Genomic DNA, 19,409 nt, shown 5'->3' with positions numbered 1-19,409 from the left:
TTAACTGACCGGCATTACGCAGATGCGGCCTTTTTTATTTTTGCAAAAAGAAGCTTACTTCTTCTTCGCTTTTGGATTTGGCAGGTCGGTGATTGAACCTTCGTAGATCTCTGCTGCTAAACCGATAGACTCGTTTAGCGTTGGGTGAGCGTGGATGGTTAACGCGATATCTTCGGCGTCGGCACCCATTTCTACTGCTAAACAGATTTCCCCCAGCATTTCACCGGCGTTAATACCAACAATGGCGCCACCTAAAATACGGTGAGTTTCTTTGTCGAAGATTAACTTAGTGAAGCCTTCAGTACGGGCTGAAGCAATAGCGCGGCCAGAGGCTGCCCATGGGAAGGTAGCGGTTTCTACTTTTAAGCCTTGCTCTTTTGCTTCTTTCTCAGTTACACCTACCCAAGCCATTTCCGGATCGGTATAGGCGACTGATGGAATGCAGCGTGGATCGAAGAAGTGCTTTAAGCCAGAGATCACTTCAGCCGCTACATGGCCTTCGTGTACCGCTTTGTGCGCTAACATTGGCTGACCGATCACGTCACCGATAGCATAGATGTGTGGCACGTTGGTGCGCAGTTGCTTATCAACATTGATAAAGCCACGCTCATCGACGTTAACACCGGCTTTCGCCGCGTCTAACAGGTTACCGTTTGGCTTACGGCCAACCGCAACTAAGATCTTGTCGTAACGCACTGGGTTAGCCGGGGCGTTTTTGCCTTCAAACGTCACATATAAACCATCTTTCTTGGCTTCTACTGCTGTTACCTTGGTCGACAGCATAATGTTGAAGTTTTTGCTGTTGTACTTGGTGTAGGCTTTAACGATATCGGCATCAGCGGCTGGTACTAACTGATCAGCAAATTCTACTACTGATACTTTAGAACCCAACGCACGGTATACGGTACCCATTTCCAGGCCGATAATACCGCCACCTAATACCAGCATTTCGCCTGGGATATCTTTTAATTCCAGCGCGCCGGTAGAGTCGATTACGCGGTCATCTTTTGGAATAAATGGCAGCGCCACTGGCTCTGAACCGGCTGCGATAATAGCGTGTTCAAACGTAATGGTAGTATCGCCAACCTGTAAGGTGTTCGCGCCGGTAAATTTACCGTAGCCGTTAACTACCTTCACTTTGCGCATTTTCGCCATGCCGCCCAGGCCGTTGGTCAGCTGACCAATGACCTTGTCTTTCCAGGCACGGATTTTATCTAAATCAATTTCCGGTGCGCCAAAGGTCACGCCGTGTGAGGCCATTTCTTTGGCATCATCGATCACTTTTGCAACGTGCAGCAGTGCTTTAGATGGGATACAACCCACGTTTAAGCACACGCCACCTAAGGTGCTGCGTGCTTCAACCAGTGTTACTTCTAAGCCTAAGTCTGCGGCACGGAAGGCTGCAGAGTAACCGCCAGGGCCTGCGCCCAGCACTACCACTTGGGTTTTGATTTCGTTGCTCATCATTTTACCTTTTATCATCAGTAAATTTTTCCAACAGCCAAGTGTAGGGCAAGGGCTGTCAGGCGAAAAAATTGGCGGAATTTTAACATCAGAGCCGCCGCTCTGTAACCATAGATTGCATGGCTGAGTGAAAATTACGCCACTTTTCGTGGCGTAATGGCTTTTTTACATAATAATTTGCCGGATATCGGCCAGATAACTGGCTAAGGTGGCAGTAAAGCGCGCCGCCAGAGCACCGTCAATTACCCTATGGTCGTAGGATACCGATAATGGCAGCATCAGCTTAGGCTCAAACTCTTTGCCATTCCATTTTGGTTTGATGTCGGATTTAGAGACACCCAAAATGGCCACTTCCGGCGCGTTAACGATAGGGGTAAAGGCGGTACCGCCAATGCCACCCAGGCTGGAGATAGTAAAGCAGCCGCCCTGCATATCGCTGGCCGTCAGTTTACCTTCGCGCGCCTTCACCGAAATGTCCTGCAGCTCGCGGGATAATTCGATAATGCCTTTTTTGTTAACATCCCGTACCACCGGCACCACCAAGCCATTTGGCGTATCAACGGCAATGCCTAAATGCACATACTTTTTCAGGATCAGGCTGGCGCCATCTTCTGATAAAGAACTGTTAAAGGTTGGGAACTCTTCCAGCGCCTTGGCCACCGCTTTCATAATAAAGACCAGCGGGGTGTATTTAACGCCCATCTTTTTCTTATCCGCCAGCGCATTCTGCTCTTTGCGGAAGTCTTCCAGGCCAGTGATATCGGCTTCGTCAAACTGGGTGACATGCGGAATGCGTACCCAGTTGCGATGCAGATTGGCACCAGAGATTTTCTGGATCCGTGACAGCGGTTTCTCTTCTACGGCACCAAACTTGGCAAAATCGACTTTTGGCCAGGCCAGTAAGTCAAAGCCCATATTGTTACCACCGGTAGAGGCTGAGGCAGCAGCCGGTGCCGCACCGCTTTCTACCTGCTTCACTAATTGCTTCACGTAGTTCTGCACGTCTTCTTTCACGACGCGGCCTTTACGGCCAGTACCTGTTACCTTGGCCAGGTTAATGCCAAACTCGCGCGCTAAGCGGCGGATCACCGGCGAAGCATGGGCATAGGCACTATTGGCCACAAAGCCATCAGCCGCTGCCGTTGTTGTTGGCGCAGCCGCTGGGCTGGCGCTAGCCGTTGGCGCGGTAGCAGTGGTAGCAGCTACACTGGCAGCGGCAGGCGCGGCCGCTTTGGTGGCGCCGGCCACTTCGAACACCATAATCAGGCTGCCGGTTTTCACCTTGCTACCGGTTTGCACCTTGATTTCTTTTACCACACCGGCGAACGGTGCTGGCACTTCCATCGAGGCCTTGTCGCCTTCAACGCTAAGCAGTGACTGATCGGCCGCAACGGTATCGCCAACCTTGACCATAATTTCGGTGACTTCGACTTCGTCACCACCGATATCAGGTACCTTAACGTCTTTTTGCTCTGTGCTGGCAGCAGCCGGCGCAGCCGCAGCCGGAGCACTGACTGGAGCCGCAGCGGCCGGTGCTTTGCCGCTGCCGGCAACTTCAAACAGCATAATCAGGCTGCCGGTTTTCACCTTGCTGCCGGCCTGTACTTTGATTTCTTTTACCACCCCGGCGAACGGCGCTGGCACTTCCATCGAGGCCTTGTCACCTTCGACGCTAAGCAGTGACTGATCGGCCGTGACGCTATCGCCAACCTTAACCATAATCTCGGTGACTTCCACTTCATCACCACCGATATCCGGAACCTGTACTTCTTTTACTTCTGCACTTTTAACCTCGGCGCTGGCCGCTGCTGCGGGTGCCGGGGCGGCTGGCGCTGGCGCAGCCTTGGCTTCGGTTTTGGCTTCGGCACCGGCAAAGACCATAATCAGGCTACCGGTTTTAACTTTATCGCCTACCTTAACCTTAATTTCCTGCACTGTGCCGGCAACGGCAGCGGGTACTTCCATTGAAGCCTTGTCACCTTCTACGCTTAACAGCGACTGGTCGGCAGCAACAACGTCACCCACCTTTACCAGGATCTCGGTCACTTCTACTTCATCGGTACCAATATCTGGTACTTTAATTTCAATCGTCATGACAAATCCTCTTATGCGTACAGCGGGTTGGTTTTGTCGGCGTCAATGCCAAATTTCTTAATCGCTTCGGCCACTACCGCTTTTTTCAGCTCGCCTTGCTTCGCCAGTTCGTTTAGCGCTGCTACCACGATATAGCCGGCGTTAACTTCAAAATGGCGGCGCAGGTTTTCGCGGCTATCTGAGCGACCGTAACCGTCGGTACCCAGTACCTTGTAGCTATTGGCCGGAATAAAGGCACGGATCTGTTCGGCGTAGTTTTTCATATAGTCGGTGGCTGCAATCGCCGGCGCCTTGTTCAGCACCTGCGCCACAAATGGCACCTTCTCGGCCGCTTCCGGATGCAGCATATTGAAACGCTCGCAATCCTGACCATCGCGCGCCAGCTCGTTAAAGGAAGTCACAGAGTACACATCTGAGGCAACATCGTAGTCTTTACTCAGAATGTCGGCCGCTTTACGCACTTCGTTCAGGATGGTACCTGAGCCCAGTAACTGCACCTTCCCGCGCCCACCGTTGTACGACTCCAGCTTGTAGATACCCTTGCGAATGCCCTCTTCGGCGCCTTTTGGCATCGCCGGATGATGGTAGCTTTCGTTCATTACGGTAATGTAGTAATAGATATTTTCCTGCTCCGGGCCATACATGCGACGGATACCGTCTTGCAGAATCACCGCCAGCTCGTAAGCATAGGTCGGATCATAAGAAATACAGTTCGGTACTGTACCGGCCAGAATATGGCTGTGACCATCTTCGTGCTGTAAGCCTTCACCGTTTAGCGTAGTACGACCGGCAGTGGCACCTAACAGGAAACCACGCGCCTGCTGATCACCGGCCAGCCAGGCCATATCGCCAACGCGCTGGAAGCCGAACATCGAATAGTAGATATAAAACGGGATCATCGGCAGATCATTGGTGCTGTAAGACGTTGCCGCCGCTACCCAGGACGACATGGCACCCAGCTCATTGATACCCTCTTGCAGTACCTGACCCGCGGTATCTTCTTTGTAGTAAGACACTACTGAGCGGTCTTCCGGCGTATAGTTCTGACCGTGCGGGTTATAGATACCAATCTGACGGAATAAACCTTCCATACCAAAGGTACGGGCTTCGTCGGCAATAATCGGCACGATACGCTGACCAATATGCTGATCTTTCAGCAGGATATTCAGCGCCCGCACATAAGCCAGCGTAGTGGAAATTTCGCGCTTTTGCTCTTCCAGCAGCGAATCAAAGGCCGACAGCTCTGGCAGTGTCAGGGTTTCGCTGAACTTCGGTAACCGCACCGGCGTATAGCCATGTAAGGCTTTACGGCGATCGTGCAGGTATTGCAGTTCCGGCGAGCCTTCCGGCAGCTTGATATAAGGTAAATCGGCAACCTGCTCTTCGCTGATATAGTCTTCTAGACCCAGGCGGGTACGCAGCTGTTTAACATGCGTCAGGTCCATTTTCTTGACCTGGTGCGCAATGTTTTTACCTTCGGCGGCGTCACCCATGCCGTAACCTTTAACGGTTTTCGCCAGAATAACCGTTGGCTTATCGGTGCAGGCCTGGGCTGCTTTAAAGGCCGCATACAGCTTCGATGGCTCATGACCGCCGCGTTTTAAGGCGAAGATCTCTTCGTCGGTCATGTCGGCAACCAGTGCCGCCGTTTCCGGGTAACGGCCAAAGAAATGCTCGCGTACATAGGCGCCATCTTTGGCTTTGTAAGTCTGGTAGTCACCGTCTACTGTTTCATTCATCAGCTGCAGTAACTTACCGGTAGTATCCTTGGCCAGCAGCTTGTCCCAACCACGGCCCCACACCACTTTGATCACGTTCCAGCCGGCGCCGCGGAATAACCCTTCCAGCTCCTGGATAATCTTGCCGTTACCCATTACCGGGCCATCCAGGCGCTGCAGGTTACAGTTAACCAGGAAGCACAGGTTGCCCAGTTTTTCACGGGCCGCAAACGAAATGGCGCCGCGTGATTCCGGCTCGTCCATCTCACCGTCACCGAGGAAGGCATAAACGCGCTGTGCGCTGGTGTCTTTTAAACCACGACCATTTAAGTACTTTAAGAACCGCGCCTGATAAATGGCGGTAATTGGGCCTAAACCCATCGATACGGTCGGAAATTGCCAGAATTCCGGCATCAGTTTCGGGTGCGGGTAGCTCGACAGGCCCTTGCCATCCACTTCCTGACGGAAGTTATCCAGCTGCTCGGCGGTTAAACGGCCTTCAACAAAGGCACGGGCATAGATACCCGGTGAAATATGACCCTGATAGTACACCAAGTCGCCGCCGTCTTTTTCGTTCGGCGCGCGGAAGAAGTGGTTAAAACAGGTTTCATAAAAGGCGGCAGAAGACTGGAACGACGCCATATGGCCACCCAGTTCCAGATCTTTTTTCGAGCCACGCAGCACGATCATAATGGCGTTCCAGCGGATCACCGAGCGAATACGCCGCTCCAGGTTCACATCGCCCGGATAGGCCGGCTCTTGTTGCGGTGGAATAGTATTGATGTAGTTGGTGGTGACACCGGTCGGCATATCGACGCCTTCCAGCCGGGCCTGCTCCAGTACCTGCTCCAGCAAAAACTGCGCCCGCTCTACCCCTTCGGTACGCACCACCGACTCCAACGCTTCCAGCCACTCTTTGGTTTCCAGAGCGTCGATGTCAACCTTACTGACTTCAGACATATCGAGGTTTCCTTTGGTTAATCACGCCGAGGCGTGCTGCAAAAATAATTATGCCTGCTGCGACCGTCGCAACGAGCGCTCAATACGGGAGCGCTCTTTGCTCACTTCCAGCAAAGCTTCTTCTATATAAGCTAAATGCCCGTTACTGGCCTGACGGGCCAATTCGGGCTCCCTGCTAATTACCGCCTGCATTAACCGGCGCCGATGCTCATTTAATTTGTCGGCGTAGCCGTCACGCTGTTGCAAGGCGGCTAAGTTTAAGCGGATATTCTGTTCGGTCAGCGGTGTTAGACTTCTGACCAGATGTAACAACACGATATTGTGTGACGCCTCCGCCACCGCCAGATAAAACTGGGTCACGGCTTTGGCTTCGGCATCACTGTCCTGCAACTGCTGCTGCAGGCAGATATCCTCATACGAGGCTTTAATCTTTTTATGATCGGCTTCAGTACCACGCAGCGCCGCGTAATAGGCGCAAATACCTTCCAGTGCGTGGCGAAATTCCAGAAAGTCGAACTGCGAGTCCGGATATTGCGCCAGCAGCATAAACAGCGGATCAGTCAGCTGTTTGACCATATTGTCGCAAACGTAAGTGCCACCGCCCTGGCGCCGGTTGACCAGGCCCTTGGCTTCCAGCTTTTGAATAGCTTCCCGCAGCGATGGACGCGATACCGCAAAGCGCTCAGCCAGCTCGCGCTCTGAAGGTAGCTTCTGGCCGGGCTTAAAGCTGCCCTCCAGTAGTAAATGTTCCAGCTGCGCCACTATCTGATCGGATAATTTGGCAGGCTTAATTTTTAAATCAGCCATAATGGGTGGCAGAGATCCTTTATTTGCTCGCCAGGCTAGCTGCAATTTCGCGCCCGGTAAATTGGTCTTACCAATTTTCAACATTTGGGCAGCAGGCTAGCATTTTCTGCACAGCTTGTAAATAAAGCAGAATTTTTCGGGGCTGGCAAGCCCGATTTCGTTAGAGTAATTACTCAATAATTGACAAATGTTTCAATACTGAAATAAATTGGTCTGACCAATTGAGCAAGATGTTTACTATGCCTTGTTATGAGCAAGAAATAAGGCGCCAAACGGCGCCTTAGTATGAGAAAATTCCCGCGGCCTGTTTTAACCCAACCAACCGGTTAACGTTAAAATCGCGGTAAAGGCCAGGAAGAACAGCATATTACGTTTAGATAACTGCACCATGCTGCTGGTATCTTCAATACCATTCAGTGCTTCTTCCGGTAAAGGTTCAGCGGCACGCGCCACATCCTTTACCACCTGTTCGTTGCTGGCAGTAAAATCCAGGAAATAGCCAAGCAAGGCATTCGAGGCGCGCGAGAAATGCCCCACCAGCGCAAAACCCAAACCAAATAACCGTGCCGGGAACCAGTCCGCCCAGTGCAGCATGCAACTTAAGGCATCTTTTTTCGCAACTGCTGCGCTGCTGTCAGGCGTATCGGCTGCGGTTTCGGCAAAGACAACAGGCTCATCAACCGTCACCGCATCTGCTGTGCTGGCGGCACCGGTTTCAGTCTCTGCCAGCGCATCATCAGTGGCGGCAAAAGTATCACTGCTGGCAGCGACCGGTTCAGCACCGGTTTGGGTTTGCTCATTCAGATGCCGTAATAAGGCATAGGTAATCACGCCAAAAGCGCCTAACACCAGGAACCAGAACACCACGGCAGCGTAATAGCGGAAATTCAACCACACCAGGGTTAAACCGTTACTGCTATCGATATCGCTTCGGCTATCGTGGCGGATCTGCTGCATCGCCAGATAAGCGGCTTCTTCATCACCGCGTTCCTGCGCATTTAAATACTGCTTATACAGCTGCCGGTAATGCCAGCAACCAATCCCCACCAGTAACACTAGCGTATTCACCACCAGTGTCAGTAAACGGTTATCCAGCAGGTGCAGCAGTAATGCGACCAGTAAGCCGGGTAACAGGATCCAAAGATAACGGCCAAGCTGATGCTCAGCCAGTTTAGTCAGGCCGGAACCTGCGGTCAGTTTCAGATACGCCTGGCAATAAGGGCGGGCTTGCCAGGCGTCGCTACGCACTGCCAGCCGCTCAATAATTAATGCCAATAACATACTTATCAGGGTCATGCCTTGTTCTCCTTTAGCGCCGTTTTATAGCGGGCCCAATCAAAAGCCGGGCCAGGGTCAGTTTTGCGACCGGGCGCGATATCGCAATGGCCAACAATCCGCTCCGCGGTGATGGCAGGGTACTGCGCCAACACATAACGGCTTAGCTGAAGCAAGCTGCTATATTGTTGTTCAGTATAGGGTATATTGTCGGTGCCCTCTAACTCAATACCGATCGAAAAGTCATTACAGCGTTCGCGACCGGCAAACTGGCTGACACCGGCATGCCAGGCGCGTTTTTCGAACGGCACATACTGGAAGATTTGACCATCGCGCCAAATCACACAATGCGCCGCCACTCTGAGGTTGGCTAAATCACTAAAACTCGGATGGGCGCTGCAATCCAACTGGCCGCAAAATAGCGCATCGACATAACTCTGCTCCGGGCGGGCCGCAAATTCACCGGCGGGTAAACTGATATTGTGGATCACCAGTAAACTGATATCGGTGGGGTCAGGTCGCTCATCAAAATGCGCACTGGGGCGAAGGATCAGCGGTGGCTTGGCTGCAATCATCGGGAATTTTGCCGTCGCGCTCTGGTCTTAGTACACTGTAGGCCTATTGTCGATGCTGGGGATCTTTTATGCAAGCACCTGAAGTCAGTTCTTCCTTTGGTCGGATCTTTCATATCCTGGCCTGGATAGTGCTGCTGGTTGTGCTGTTCTGGTTCTTCCAGGATTATCTGGGCAAGCAACAAAACCCGAATCAGCAACTGCAAAGCAGCCGCAGTAATGGCGAAATTATTACCCAGCTAACCCGCAATCGTGCTGGCCATTATCTCGGCGTAGCGCTAATTAACGGTCAGCGCGCCGAGTTTTTACTGGATACCGGCGCGACCACAGTTGCAGTCTCAGAGCGCAGTGCGGCCTTACTTGGCATGCAAAAGGGTCAGCCAATTCGGGTCGCCACTGCCAATGGCGTCAGTAACGCCTGGCGCAGTGAAATTGCCGAGTTACAGCTTGGCGATATAGTGTTGTATCAGGTCCCGGCCAGCATAGTGCCCAATTTAGGCGGAACTGAGATTTTGTTAGGTATGAGTGCCCTAAAACAGTTAGAATTTCGCCAGCAAGGTAATCAACTAACCCTGATCCAACCTTTGTAGCCGTGTCGCCTTGCTCAAGTCACCTTGTTCAAGGCGCATTCAGCTTTGGCGTTGTATACCCTTTTTAAACCGGATAGTGACCATCACCATGAGTAGCTCTGTAAGCCCTTTTCAGCACCCTTTGTTAGCCGACGAACTGCGCCGCGCTGTTACTGCCGCCCTGGCTGAAGATCTTGGCCAGCAAAACGCCGAGCTTGGCGATATTACCGCCTCGCTGATCCCTGCGACCCAGCAAGCCGTTGCAACCATAATCACTCGCGAAGACTGTGTGCTGTGCGGCAGCGGCTTTGTTAATGAAGTCTTTCTGCAGCTGGGTAATCAGGTCAGTATTCAGTGGCACGCCACTGATGGCGATCGCTTAAGCGCGAATAGTCTGATCTGTACCTTGCAAGGACCGGCAAGAGCACTGCTTACCGGCGAGCGTACCGCACTGAATTTTCTGCAACTATTAAGCGGCACAGCTACCACCACCGCCCATTATGTGCGCTACCTAGAAGGCAGCAACACCCGGCTGCTGGATACCCGTAAAACCCTGCCCGGCTTACGCTTTGCCCAGAAATATGCTGTCAGCTGTGGCGGTGGCCTGAATCATCGTTTTGGCCTATTTGATGCTTTTTTAATCAAAGAAAATCATATCGCAGCGGCCGGCTCAATCAGCCAGGCGGTGCAACAAGCGCGGCAAAATTTCCCCGGCAAGCCGGTCGAGGTGGAAGTGGAAAACCTGGACGAGCTGAAACAGGCACTGACTGCCGGCGCCGATATTATTATGCTGGATAATTTCTCGACGCCGGAAATCCGCCAGGCAGTACTGCTAAATCAGGGTCGGGCCAAGCTGGAAGTATCAGGCAATATTACCAGTGAGCGGCTAGGCGAACTGGCAGCAACCGGCGTCGATTTTATCTCCAGTGGCGCTCTGACCAAACATGTCCAGGCCATCGATTTATCGATGCGCTTGCAGCAAAGAGGCTAAGAATGCGCCCGCGCTCTGCTACACTTAAACCTTGGGTGCACCGGGAGTGTGGCAGATGCAGCTGACGGGTAAGGTAGTATTCTGGCAGGATAAAAAGGGCTTCGGCTTTTTGCTGTGTCAGCAAACTGAGCAGAAGCTGTTTTTTCATATCCGGGATTTTACCGATAGTAAAAGCCGCCCGGCCGAAGGCGATGAGCTACAGTTTAGTCTTGGCACCGACAAACAGGGGCGGCCTATCGCCACTGCGCTGAGCATCCTGAGCGCCAACCCGGCGGCCCGGCAACAACCTTTGCCGCAACTTAGTAATGTCGATTTGGATTATACCCAGGATATGGCGCTGTATTTTCGTGCTGCCTTTTTGATGCTGGTGATTATTGCGCTGCTGTTCGGCACCTTGCCCTACCTGTTACCTATCTTGTATCTGGAAGCCAGCCTCTTTACCTACTGGTTGTATCAGGCCGATAAAAATGCCGCTGTTGCCCGGCAAACTCAACGCCTGCCGGAAGAAAGTCTGCAAATGTTTAGTCTGATTGGTGGTTGGCCCGGCGCGCTGGTGGCGCAGAAAAAACTGGCGCATAAACGCAGTAAGCCATTATTTCAGCGGGAATTCTGGTTAGTGGTACTGGGTAATTGCCTACTGTTAATCTGGCTGCTATCCCAGCATGGTCAACAGTTTTTAAGCCGGCTGGCCTTATTCAGTTAGCTGCTACACCTTAAAAATCCAGCCGCGACGATAGCAGTAAAGCATGCCGATATAAGACAACAGCAAAAAGCAGATGGCGTAGGCTAAGGAGCCGTTATAGTCACCAAACAGTGGCTGGAAAGTACTGCGGTACAGCCAGTTTCCCAACGTAGTGCCGGCAACCGGCACCATTGATAACACCCGCGCTGCCACTCCGGCCAGCATAAAAAATAAAATAGCATTAACGCCAAATACCAGCAGCGGGGCCGTCCAGAGCCGGTAACGTTTCATTTCTGTGAGCCACAAAAACAACCCAAGGATTAGCGCAGTGAAGCCACTACTTAGCAGCACAAAGGTTGGCGTCCACAGCATCTTATTAATTGGCAAGGCCGGATGTGCCAGCTCAGCAACCCAGATTGCCGCTAAACCCGCTAAAAATAATACCCGCAGCTTAAATGCCAGCTCCGCCTTACTCTGTAGCAGCTGCGCCATTAATACCCCGCTCAAACAGCTGGCAATGGCCGGCAGGGTGCTTAAAATCCCTTCAGGGTCAAAGGCAAAGGGGGTGGCGCTACGAAAGAACACATGGTTTGGACCCAGCACATGGTGATCGAGCCAGGCCGCCAGATTATTGCCATGCTCCCACAAGCCAACAAAGGTATGGCCGTAGTTATCGCGGTAGGGCACAAACTGCATCAGCAAAAAATAAAACAGGCATAACCCGCTTAACCACAGCACACGGCCACGGGTACCGCTGTACAGCACAATCACTAAAGTACAAAAATAGACAATACCAATGCGTTGTAATACGCCGGACCAGCGCACTGTCAGCAGTTTCTGTTGCAGGTAGCTGTAATTAGGATCGCGGAAATTATAGTAAAACAGCACCAGAAACAGCCCCAGCAGATACAGCTTCAAAGCGCGAATGGCACCCTGACGGATCTGCTCAGCTTTAGGTAGCGTCTGCCGGCCAGCCAGGCTGTAGGGGATCGCCATCCCCACCATCACCAGAAAGGCCGGGAAAATCAGATCGGTGGGCGTCCAGCCATGCCATTCGGCATGTAACAGCGGCGGATAGACATACTGCCAGCTGCCCGGGTTATTCACCAGGATCATCGCCAGGATCGCCAGCCCGCGCAGCGCATCCAGCGCCAGCATGCGGTTGGCCGGTTGCTTGGCTAAAATACTCTGGCAATGCTGACGCAACGGGCTAAGCACCAGGCGCCTCAACCAGGGTCACCGGTAAGCGGCCGGTTGCTTTACTCTGGCCTAATAACACCTCGGCCAATGCCTGATACACCGGGCTAACCCAGTTACCTGTTTCATCCTGCCAGCCATGGTAGGCATAGGTCGCCAGTGCCCGCTCGACATAAGGGGCATACAGGCTAATTTCATAAGGCGAGCGCAGGCTGACGAAGGTTTGCGGCTTTTTCAGCGCGGCACCGTATTGCAGTAGTTGTAAAAAATACTGCTGCTGTTGTTGATAGGCTTCACCGAGATTGCGAATGCCGGATAAGTCATCCATGCCACCGATTTCCGCTAACGACTGCATTGGCGAGATAAAGCCAGCGATTACCTGATCAGCCGCGGCAATTTGCCGCTTGGCAAGATCCAGGTCCAGCCGTTGCAGGCTAATCAGTTCAATCTTGCCGGCCTCCGGTGCCAGCTGCTGCAGGTAGTTTTTTAGCAAGGTGCCTTTGCTCAGGTCAGGCATCAGCAGCACAGTAGTTTTATGGTTTACCGTCAGCGGCAAGCTGGCCTCACCTTTTACTACCGTGACCGCAGCGCGTGCCAACGCCAATTCACTGGCGCGATGCAATGGATTCGCCAGCACACTTTGCGCCAGAGTTGTATCAGCTTTGGGCAGTTCCTTTAAACGCTGCTTGGCGGCAACGATACGTTGGTAGGATGCCAGCAGTTCCTGCTGTTGTAATTTACCGCTTTGTACTGCAGCTTCCAGCTCGTTCAGCAACGCCGCCAAATTTGCCAGCTCAGCCGGGCTTTGCAGCTTAACCGGCATCAGCGCAATGTCAGCGCCAGCAGCAAAGGTTTCAATCACCGCCTGCGGCACAGTAAAGAAATGGCTGATCCCCGCCATGTCCAGTGCATCAGTAACAATCAGGCCACGGAACTTCAGCTGCTCGCGCAGCACACCGGTCAGAATACTGCGCGATAAGGTCGCAGGCTTGATCATCTGTTCACCGGTTTTGCTGCTAAAGGTGCTACTGTCTAATGCCGGAAACTGAATATGCGCCGTCATAATCATCGCCGGCGCGGCCTGCTCAATAATTTGCGCAAACGGCAATAAATCGACACGGGCGATCTGCTCTTTACTGTGATCAACCCGCGGCATGCCAAGGTGACTATCTACATGGGTGTCGCCATGGCCAGGGAAATGTTTTAGCGACACCAGCATACCCTGCTGCTGCATCGCCTCAGTCATCGCCTTACCCAGCAGGGCGACCTGCTGCGGATCCTCACCGAAGGATCGCACATTAATCACCGGATTTTGCGGATTCACGTTCACGTCGACCGTCGGGGCAAAATTAACATTGATTCCCAGGCTCAGCAGCTCTTTCGCCATAATTTCGCCAACTTCGGTGGCGAAACGGTTACCATGCTCAGCAAAGGTGGCACCAATCGCCATATTGCCGCTAAAGGAGGTTGATTGCTGGCGCGGTAGCCGGGCAACCCGACCACCTTCCTGATCGATACCAATAAATAGTGGCAAGCCCGTACCCTGGGCAGCAGCAGCCTGTTGTAACTGCTGATTCAGCGTCACGATCTGCTCTGGATGCTGCAGGTTTTCTGCAAACAGGATCACCCCACCAATATGATGTTTGCTAATTAGCTCTGCCAGCGCCGGTGGCAATTGCGTTAAGGGGGTGCGGCAGGCACCTGGCGCTACCGGCTGCTCACAGTAGTAGCGCAGATCCAGCATTAACTTCTGTCCCAGCACCTGCTGTAATGAGGGCGTTGTTTTACTGGCGGCGGCAGTAACCAAGCCAGAGGCTGCCATACTACACATGACGATTACACTCCCGAGCCATCCGCAGATGGCAGATCTTTTGCGTTGTGACACACCCTGGTCCTTTTGCTGATTTTGTGGCCATGGCAAACATAAATTATTCATAGAAATTTCGCAAACAAGAATAGTTTAGTCTGTTCAACCAATTCGAGTTATGCTTTACTGCTGCTTAAAATAACAGCCGGCATCTGATGCCGCGCAGTTTACCTGATTCGGAACCGGCTTATGCAGCTCACCTTAGTAGATTGGCTGGTCTTTTGCAGCTATTTTTTTATCCTGGCCCTGCTTGCCTGGTGGGTTAATCAAAAGCGCGCCAGTAACAGCAGCGACTACTTTCTTGGCGCTAATACTATGCCGGCAGCCTTAGTCGCGATCTCAGTGCTGGCGACCTCTCAGTCTGCGGCCACCTTTCTTGGCGGGCCCGATATGGGGTTTCGTGGCAATCTGAGTTATCTGGCCTCTAATCTTGGCGCGATACTGGCCGCGTTTTTTGTGATCCGGTTTTTAATCCCGCGCTATTACGCCCTGAAAGTCACCACCGTCTACGAACTGCTGGAGCAGCGCTTTAGCGCCAGTGCCAAAAACCATGCTGGTCAGATGTATCTGTTTGGCCGGGTTTTTGCCAGTGGCGCCCGGCTCTTTATGGCAGCCCTCGCTGTTTCAATGTTGCTGTTTAATCATATCAACGCCGATGGCATCATTCTGTCGGTGCTACTGTTAGCCGTGATTGGTTTGTTAAGTACCATGGCCGGCGGCATCCGCTCGGTGATCTATACCGATGCGCTGCAGTGTGCGGTCTATGTTACTGCCGCACTGGTGGTGCTGGTGTATCTGTACAGTAGTTTAAACCTGCCGTGGCCAGTATTGCTGGAAGCATTACGCCATCCGATTGATCAAGACGGGTCGAAATTATTGCTGTTGGACTTTTCGGTCGATTTTAGCAGTAACGGCGTCTTTAATATCTGGTCGGCACTAACCGGCTTTGTACTGCTGAATATCGCCGCCTTTGGTATGGATCAGGATATGACGCAGCGGGTGCTGACCTGCAAAACACCACGGGAAGGCGCCAAAGCACTGCTATCTTCGGCATTACTGGTGATTCCGGTAATGCTGGTGTTTATTGTAATTGGCTTTTTGCTCTACATCTTTTACCAACGCGGCGATTTGTATCAGGGCAGTGCGCTGTTAGCCGATAGCTTTCAGGGCGAGAAGGTCACGGTCTTTATGTACTATGTATTAAACGAACTGCCCTCTGGCCTGCGTGGCTTGGTGGTGGTGGGTGTGATCGCGGCAGCGTTATCAACCATTACCTCAGGTCTGAATTCTATGGCGTCGGTGCTGGTGGCGGATCTCTATGCCCCCTGGCGGCGCAAACGGCAGCCGGCAACCAGCGAGCGGCATTTTGTGCGGGCCGGCCAACTGGCGATGTTAGGCACCGCTATAGCATTAGCGCTGATGGCGATTCTCTGCTACTACTGGCAACAGTATTCCGATATGCCACTGCTGGCCTTTGCTCTGAGTGTGATGGTGTTCTCCTATAGCGGCTTGCTGGGTGTGTTCTTTACCGCGCTCTTTACCCGGCGCGGCAACAGCCGTAGCGTGACAGCGGCATTGCTCACGGGTTTTGTCATCACCTTGCTGCTGCAACCTTATGTACTACAAAAAATCAGCCCAACGCTGGCGGCGCTGGATCTTGGCTTTACCTGGCAGCTTTGTCTGGGTAGTCTGATTGCCTTTTTAGTCTGTGTTAGTGGTGCCCCGGCCAGGCCGGTGCCAGGCACCCCCGCCCATGGCGGGTAAGAGGAAGCGTTATGTCATACCTTCTGGCCATCGATGGTGGCGGAACCAAAACGGCGGCGGTGCTGTATCACCAGCCGACAGGTCAACGCTGGCAAGCCGTGAACGGCCCGGCGCAGTTAACTAACGACTTGCAGCAGGCCCTGCTAAATGTGCGCGCCTTGATTCAGGACCTCTGCCAGCAAGCCGTCATTGCTCCGCATCAACTGAGCGCGGTGATCGGTCTGGCCGGCGCCGGTAATCCGGTTTTGCACCAAGCTTTTAGTCAACAGTTAGCATTACCCTTTGCCCGCTGGCAGCTGACAACAGATGCGCGTACCTCTTTATATGGGGCCAATCACGGCCAGCCCGTCGCCGTAGTCGCTATTGGTACCGGCTCAGTCGGTATGCGGCTGCAGGCAGATGGAACTGAGCAACAAGTCGGCGGCTGGGGTTTTAATATTGGTGATGAAGGCGGTGGCGCCTGGCTGGGACGCGAGTTAGTGCGGCAGTTACTATGGTATCTGGATTGGCAAAAGCCGCTAACCCCGCTCTTGGTCGCCGTTGCCACACAATGTGGTCGCGATGCTGCTGCGCTTTTACCCTGGCTTAAGCAGGCCACGGCCAGCGACTTTGCGGCGCTGGCGCCGTTAGTTTATCAACATGCTGCTGATCCAACCGCCTTACAGCTGTTACAACGTCAGGCTACCGCCATCAACGAGCTGGTGGCTTGTTGCCTCGCCGGGCAGCCGTTACCGCTGGTACTGTTGGGTGGCTTAGCTGAGGCCTGCCGCCCTTATCTGACAGCTGAACTACAACAACGTATTCAACCGGCGGCGGGCGATGCGCTGTCGGGCGGCCTGGTGTTAGCGCAAGCGCTGGCCAACGGCACAAAAATTTGAGGACCCTATGAGTACTACCGCATTACTACAACAATTGGCCAGCCTGAGTACCGAAGCGCGTAACGCCGCCAGTTTACAGCTTGACCGGCTAAACAGCCTGGAGCTGGTGCAATTAATTAATCAGGCTGATCAGCAAGTTGCCAATAGTATTACGCCTGCTCTGCCCCAAATTGCGCTGGCGATTGATGAAATTGTTAAAGCCTTCGCCAACGGCGGGCGTTTAATTTATCTGGGAGCCGGCACCAGCGGCCGGCTCGGGATCCTGGATGCGGTGGAATGTCCACCGACTTACAGCGTACCGGATACCCAGGTCATGGGCCTGATTGCCGGTGGTGCCAATGCAATCTATAAAGCGGTAGAAGGCGCTGAAGATAATCCACAGTTAGCGGAGCAGGACTTACAGGCCATCGGCTTTAGTGCCAGAGATATTCTGGTCGGTATCGCCGCCAGTGGTCGCACGCCTTATGTGTTAGGTGGTCTGGCGTACGCGCGGCAACAAGGTGCCGTCACCGTGGCCATTAGCTGTAATGCCAGCGCGCCGATTCTGGAGCAGGCCGATATTGCGATTTGTGCCGAAGTGGGACCGGAAGTGGTCACCGGCTCAACCCGGATGAAAGCCGGCTCAGCGCAAAAAATGATTCTGAATATGCTGAGCACCGGCGCCATGGTACGCAGTGGTAAGGTCTATCAGAATTTGATGGTCGACTTGCATGCCAGTAACCAGAAATTGGTGGCCCGCGCCATCCGGATTGTGATGCAGGCCACAGACTGCGATCAACAGACGGCCGAACAGGCGCTGGCGCAGTGCCAGCAAAGCGCTAAACTGGCCATTCTGCATCTGTTAAGCGGGCAGCCGGTAGCGACATGTCAGGCGCAACTGGCGGCGCAGGGAGGTTTTGTCCGTCTGGCATTGGAGGCAATGTTATGAAATGGCTACTGACGCTACTACTGCTTATCATGGCGCCGTTACTGGCGGCCAGAGATCCGATCCTCACCGGAGCGGAGCAACCTGAACGTTATTTACCGCTGTTAGCCGGTAAGAAAGTGGGTTTACTGGTTAATCAGACCTCGCGCGTCGGTGAGCAACATCTGGTCGATTTCCTGTTGCAGCAACAAGTGCAGGTGGTTGGCATCTTTGCACCGGAACATGGCTTTCGTGGCGATGCCGATGCCGGCGCTAAAGTCGAAGATAGCCGGGATGCCCGTACCGGTCTGCCGATCTGGTCGATGTATGGCGCCAGTAAAAAGCCCGATCTGAGTTTGCTGCAACAATTGGATGTGGTGATCTTCGATATTCAGGATGTCGGAGTGCGCTATTACACCTATATCAGCTCGATGCACTATATGATGGAGGCCGCCGCTGCCGCAGGTGTTGCGATGCTGGTATTGGATCGGCCTAATCCAAATGGTGCTTATCTGGATGGCCCGGTACTGGAGTTAAAATTTCAGTCTTTTGTTGGTATGCACCCCATTCCGCTGCTGCATGGCATGACAGTGGGCGAGCTGGCACTAATGATTAAAGGCGAAGCCTGGATTGCCAATGCTGATAAGCTGCAACTGACCGTGATCCCAAATGCCAATTACCAGCGCGATCTACCCTATGAGCTGCCCATTCCGCCCAGCCCGAATTTACCTAACAGCCAGGCCATAAAGTTGTATCCGTCACTGGGCTTTTTTGAAGCCACGCCCATGTCGGTGGGGCGCGGTACGCCCTTCCCGTTTCAGGTGCTGGGTTATGATCAGTTTGCAACGGGTGAATTTAGCTTTATACCGGTAAGCACACCGGGGGCAGCATTAAATCCACCGTTAAAAGATAAGCAACTCTATGGTGAAGACTTACGCCAGGTGGCGACAGATGGCCTGACGTTGGCGTATCTGATGCGCTGGCAGCAACTGTTTGCCAGCCATGCCAAGGTATTATTCACCGCACCCGATTTTATGGATAAGCTGGCTGGCACCGATAAGCTTAGGTTACAAATCGAGCGCGGTGACAGCGAGCAACAAATCCGCGATAGCTGGCAAGGGGCGCTGCAGCGGTTTAAACAGCAGCGCCAGCCGTACTTGCTTTATCCGGAATAATCAGGGGAGCCTGGCCGCTACCTCAGCGCTGACTTTTGCCAGCCGGTAATGCTCTGCCAGCTCACCGCTAATCAGTTCCGCCTCTAAATCCAGCTGCCGTAACGCATTTTCTTCAACCCGAAACCAACGCGCTTCATTGCTCTCTGAGTTGAGCCGGATTTTCCCACCACTGTCATCCCAGCTAAAGCTGCCGCTTTCGTCAAATTGATTAGCCGGCTCTTCACCCAGATAAATACTTTGCAGTTGATACTGGCCGTCTGCCGTCAGCGTAATAGTGGTTTTAATACCCTCACAACTGGCGCAAGGCAATACTCCCTGATAGGTGCCGGCCCAATCCAGGGCATTGCGGCTATTACTGCTCATTGCCGCTGCGGTACTGGTCGAAGCTTGCTGGGCGTTGCCTGCTGGCTCAGGCGAACAGCCACTTAACAACATCGCAGTCGTGGCGACAAATAATGGTAGATAAAGGGCGCGTTTTAACATCATCAGTTC

16 protein-coding genes are annotated in these 19,409 nt (G+C 53.1%); 7 read left to right on the top strand and 9 right to left on the bottom strand.

Features of this window, described 5'->3' with window-relative positions; all coding sequences use genetic code 11:
• Nucleotides 1-54: 54 nt before the first annotated feature.
• From lpdA to ampD, 6 genes are all read right to left on the bottom strand, one after another.
• A complete protein-coding gene (gene lpdA / locus AAY72_RS08575) occupies nt 55-1,464 on the bottom strand; it encodes a dihydrolipoyl dehydrogenase (RefSeq protein WP_057786819.1) in 1,410 nt (469 codons plus the stop codon).
• 165 nt (nt 1,465-1,629) lie between these two features.
• The gene (gene aceF / locus AAY72_RS08570; protein WP_057786817.1) at nt 1,630-3,558 is read right to left on the bottom strand and encodes a pyruvate dehydrogenase complex dihydrolipoyllysine-residue acetyltransferase; all 1,929 of its coding nucleotides are present in this window, start codon (nt 3,556-3,558) and stop codon (nt 1,630-1,632) included.
• Nucleotides 3,559-3,569: 11 nt separating this feature from the next.
• Nucleotides 3,570-6,236, bottom strand: a complete 2,667-nt coding sequence (aceE, locus tag AAY72_RS08565) for a pyruvate dehydrogenase (acetyl-transferring), homodimeric type (RefSeq protein WP_008985399.1) — start codon at nt 6,234-6,236, stop codon at nt 3,570-3,572.
• A 48-nt stretch (nt 6,237-6,284) separates the two neighbouring features.
• A complete protein-coding gene (gene pdhR, locus AAY72_RS08560) occupies nt 6,285-7,043 on the bottom strand; it encodes a pyruvate dehydrogenase complex transcriptional repressor PdhR (protein WP_008609336.1) in 759 nt (252 codons plus the stop codon).
• Between the two features lie 309 nt (nt 7,044-7,352).
• Nucleotides 7,353-8,339 (bottom strand): regulatory signaling modulator protein AmpE, encoded by a 987-nt coding sequence (gene ampE / locus AAY72_RS08555; RefSeq protein WP_057786815.1) that lies wholly within the window; start codon nt 8,337-8,339, stop codon nt 7,353-7,355.
• Nucleotides 8,336-8,893 (bottom strand): 1,6-anhydro-N-acetylmuramyl-L-alanine amidase AmpD, encoded by a 558-nt coding sequence (gene ampD / locus AAY72_RS08550; protein ID WP_057786813.1) that lies wholly within the window; start codon nt 8,891-8,893, stop codon nt 8,336-8,338. The genes ampE and ampD overlap by 4 nt, the downstream gene beginning before the upstream one ends.
• A gap of 68 nt (nt 8,894-8,961) precedes the next feature.
• Between ampD and AAY72_RS08545 the strand changes: the two genes are divergently transcribed.
• The 3 genes from AAY72_RS08545 to AAY72_RS08535 all read left to right on the top strand — a co-directional run bounded on the left by AAY72_RS08545 (nt 8,962) and on the right by AAY72_RS08535 (nt 11,153).
• Nucleotides 8,962-9,480, top strand: coding sequence for a TIGR02281 family clan AA aspartic protease (locus tag AAY72_RS08545; protein WP_057786811.1), 519 nt, complete (start codon nt 8,962-8,964; stop codon nt 9,478-9,480).
• An 88-nt stretch (nt 9,481-9,568) separates the two neighbouring features.
• Nucleotides 9,569-10,450 carry a carboxylating nicotinate-nucleotide diphosphorylase gene (nadC, locus tag AAY72_RS08540; RefSeq protein ID WP_082628973.1) on the top strand — a complete coding sequence of 294 codons (882 nt, stop codon included), beginning with the start codon at nt 9,569-9,571 and terminating at the stop codon, nt 10,448-10,450.
• Between the two features lie 55 nt (nt 10,451-10,505).
• A complete protein-coding gene (locus AAY72_RS08535) occupies nt 10,506-11,153 on the top strand; it encodes a cold shock and DUF1294 domain-containing protein (RefSeq protein ID WP_057786810.1) in 648 nt (215 codons plus the stop codon).
• Nucleotides 11,154-11,156: 3 nt separating this feature from the next.
• Here the strand turns inward: AAY72_RS08535 and AAY72_RS08530 are convergent, their stop codons facing one another.
• Nucleotides 11,157-12,350 carry an acyltransferase family protein gene (locus AAY72_RS08530; RefSeq protein ID WP_231728932.1) on the bottom strand — a complete coding sequence of 398 codons (1,194 nt, stop codon included), beginning with the start codon at nt 12,348-12,350 and terminating at the stop codon, nt 11,157-11,159.
• Nucleotides 12,343-14,160, bottom strand: coding sequence for a beta-N-acetylhexosaminidase (gene nagZ / locus AAY72_RS08525; RefSeq protein WP_057786808.1), 1,818 nt, complete (start codon nt 14,158-14,160; stop codon nt 12,343-12,345). The genes AAY72_RS08530 and nagZ overlap by 8 nt, the downstream gene beginning before the upstream one ends.
• Before the next feature lie 225 nt (nt 14,161-14,385).
• Here nagZ and AAY72_RS08520 point away from each other — a divergent pair, with 225 nt between their 5' ends.
• Genes AAY72_RS08520 through AAY72_RS08505 form a run of 4 tightly spaced genes read left to right on the top strand, consistent with a single transcriptional unit; the run spans nt 14,386 to nt 18,917 of the window.
• Complete coding sequence (locus tag AAY72_RS08520; protein ID WP_008985391.1) at nt 14,386-15,960, top strand: sodium:solute symporter; 1,575 nt, start codon at nt 14,386-14,388, stop codon at nt 15,958-15,960.
• Nucleotides 15,961-15,971: 11 nt separating this feature from the next.
• A complete protein-coding gene (locus tag AAY72_RS08515) occupies nt 15,972-16,838 on the top strand; it encodes a BadF/BadG/BcrA/BcrD ATPase family protein (RefSeq protein WP_057786806.1) in 867 nt (288 codons plus the stop codon).
• A gap of 7 nt (nt 16,839-16,845) precedes the next feature.
• A complete protein-coding gene (murQ, locus tag AAY72_RS08510) occupies nt 16,846-17,766 on the top strand; it encodes an N-acetylmuramic acid 6-phosphate etherase (protein WP_008985389.1) in 921 nt (306 codons plus the stop codon).
• Nucleotides 17,763-18,917 carry an exo-beta-N-acetylmuramidase NamZ domain-containing protein gene (locus tag AAY72_RS08505; protein ID WP_057786804.1) on the top strand — a complete coding sequence of 385 codons (1,155 nt, stop codon included), beginning with the start codon at nt 17,763-17,765 and terminating at the stop codon, nt 18,915-18,917. The genes murQ and AAY72_RS08505 overlap by 4 nt, the downstream gene beginning before the upstream one ends.
• Here the strand turns inward: AAY72_RS08505 and AAY72_RS08500 are convergent, their stop codons facing one another.
• Nucleotides 18,918-19,400: a copper resistance protein NlpE gene (locus tag AAY72_RS08500; protein WP_082628972.1), complete on the bottom strand. Its 483-nt coding sequence runs from the start codon at nt 19,398-19,400 to the stop codon at nt 18,918-18,920. It lies immediately after the preceding gene.
• Between the last annotated feature and the right edge of the window lie 9 nt (nt 19,401-19,409).

The organism is Alishewanella sp. WH16-1, assembly GCF_001441695.1.
Classification (GTDB): Bacteria; Pseudomonadota; Gammaproteobacteria; order Enterobacterales; family Alteromonadaceae; genus Alishewanella; species Alishewanella agri.
This window is presented reverse-complemented; position numbering and strand designations above follow the sequence as displayed.

Bases quoted from the DNA above. Each gene is read 5' to 3' on its own strand.
- lpdA (WP_057786819.1), bottom strand. From the start codon at position 1,464: ATGAGCAACGAAATCAAAACCCAAGTGGTAGTGCTGGGCGCAGGCCCT.
- aceF (WP_057786817.1), bottom strand. From the start codon at position 3,558: ATGACGATTGAAATTAAAGTACCAGATATTGGTACCGATGAAGTAGAA.
- aceE (WP_008985399.1), bottom strand. From the start codon at position 6,236: ATGTCTGAAGTCAGTAAGGTTGACATCGACGCTCTGGAAACCAAAGAG.
- pdhR (WP_008609336.1), bottom strand. From the start codon at position 7,043: ATGGCTGATTTAAAAATTAAGCCTGCCAAATTATCCGATCAGATAGTG.
- ampE (WP_057786815.1), bottom strand. From the start codon at position 8,339: ATGACCCTGATAAGTATGTTATTGGCATTAATTATTGAGCGGCTGGCA.
- ampD (WP_057786813.1), bottom strand. From the start codon at position 8,893: ATGATTGCAGCCAAGCCACCGCTGATCCTTCGCCCCAGTGCGCATTTT.
- AAY72_RS08545 (WP_057786811.1), top strand. From the start codon at position 8,962: ATGCAAGCACCTGAAGTCAGTTCTTCCTTTGGTCGGATCTTTCATATC.
- nadC (WP_082628973.1), top strand. From the start codon at position 9,569: ATGAGTAGCTCTGTAAGCCCTTTTCAGCACCCTTTGTTAGCCGACGAA.
- AAY72_RS08535 (WP_057786810.1), top strand. From the start codon at position 10,506: ATGCAGCTGACGGGTAAGGTAGTATTCTGGCAGGATAAAAAGGGCTTC.
- nagZ (WP_057786808.1), bottom strand. From the start codon at position 14,160: ATGTGTAGTATGGCAGCCTCTGGCTTGGTTACTGCCGCCGCCAGTAAA.
- AAY72_RS08520 (WP_008985391.1), top strand. From the start codon at position 14,386: ATGCAGCTCACCTTAGTAGATTGGCTGGTCTTTTGCAGCTATTTTTTT.
- AAY72_RS08515 (WP_057786806.1), top strand. From the start codon at position 15,972: ATGTCATACCTTCTGGCCATCGATGGTGGCGGAACCAAAACGGCGGCG.
- murQ (WP_008985389.1), top strand. From the start codon at position 16,846: ATGAGTACTACCGCATTACTACAACAATTGGCCAGCCTGAGTACCGAA.
- AAY72_RS08505 (WP_057786804.1), top strand. From the start codon at position 17,763: ATGAAATGGCTACTGACGCTACTACTGCTTATCATGGCGCCGTTACTG.
- AAY72_RS08500 (WP_082628972.1), bottom strand. From the start codon at position 19,400: ATGTTAAAACGCGCCCTTTATCTACCATTATTTGTCGCCACGACTGCG.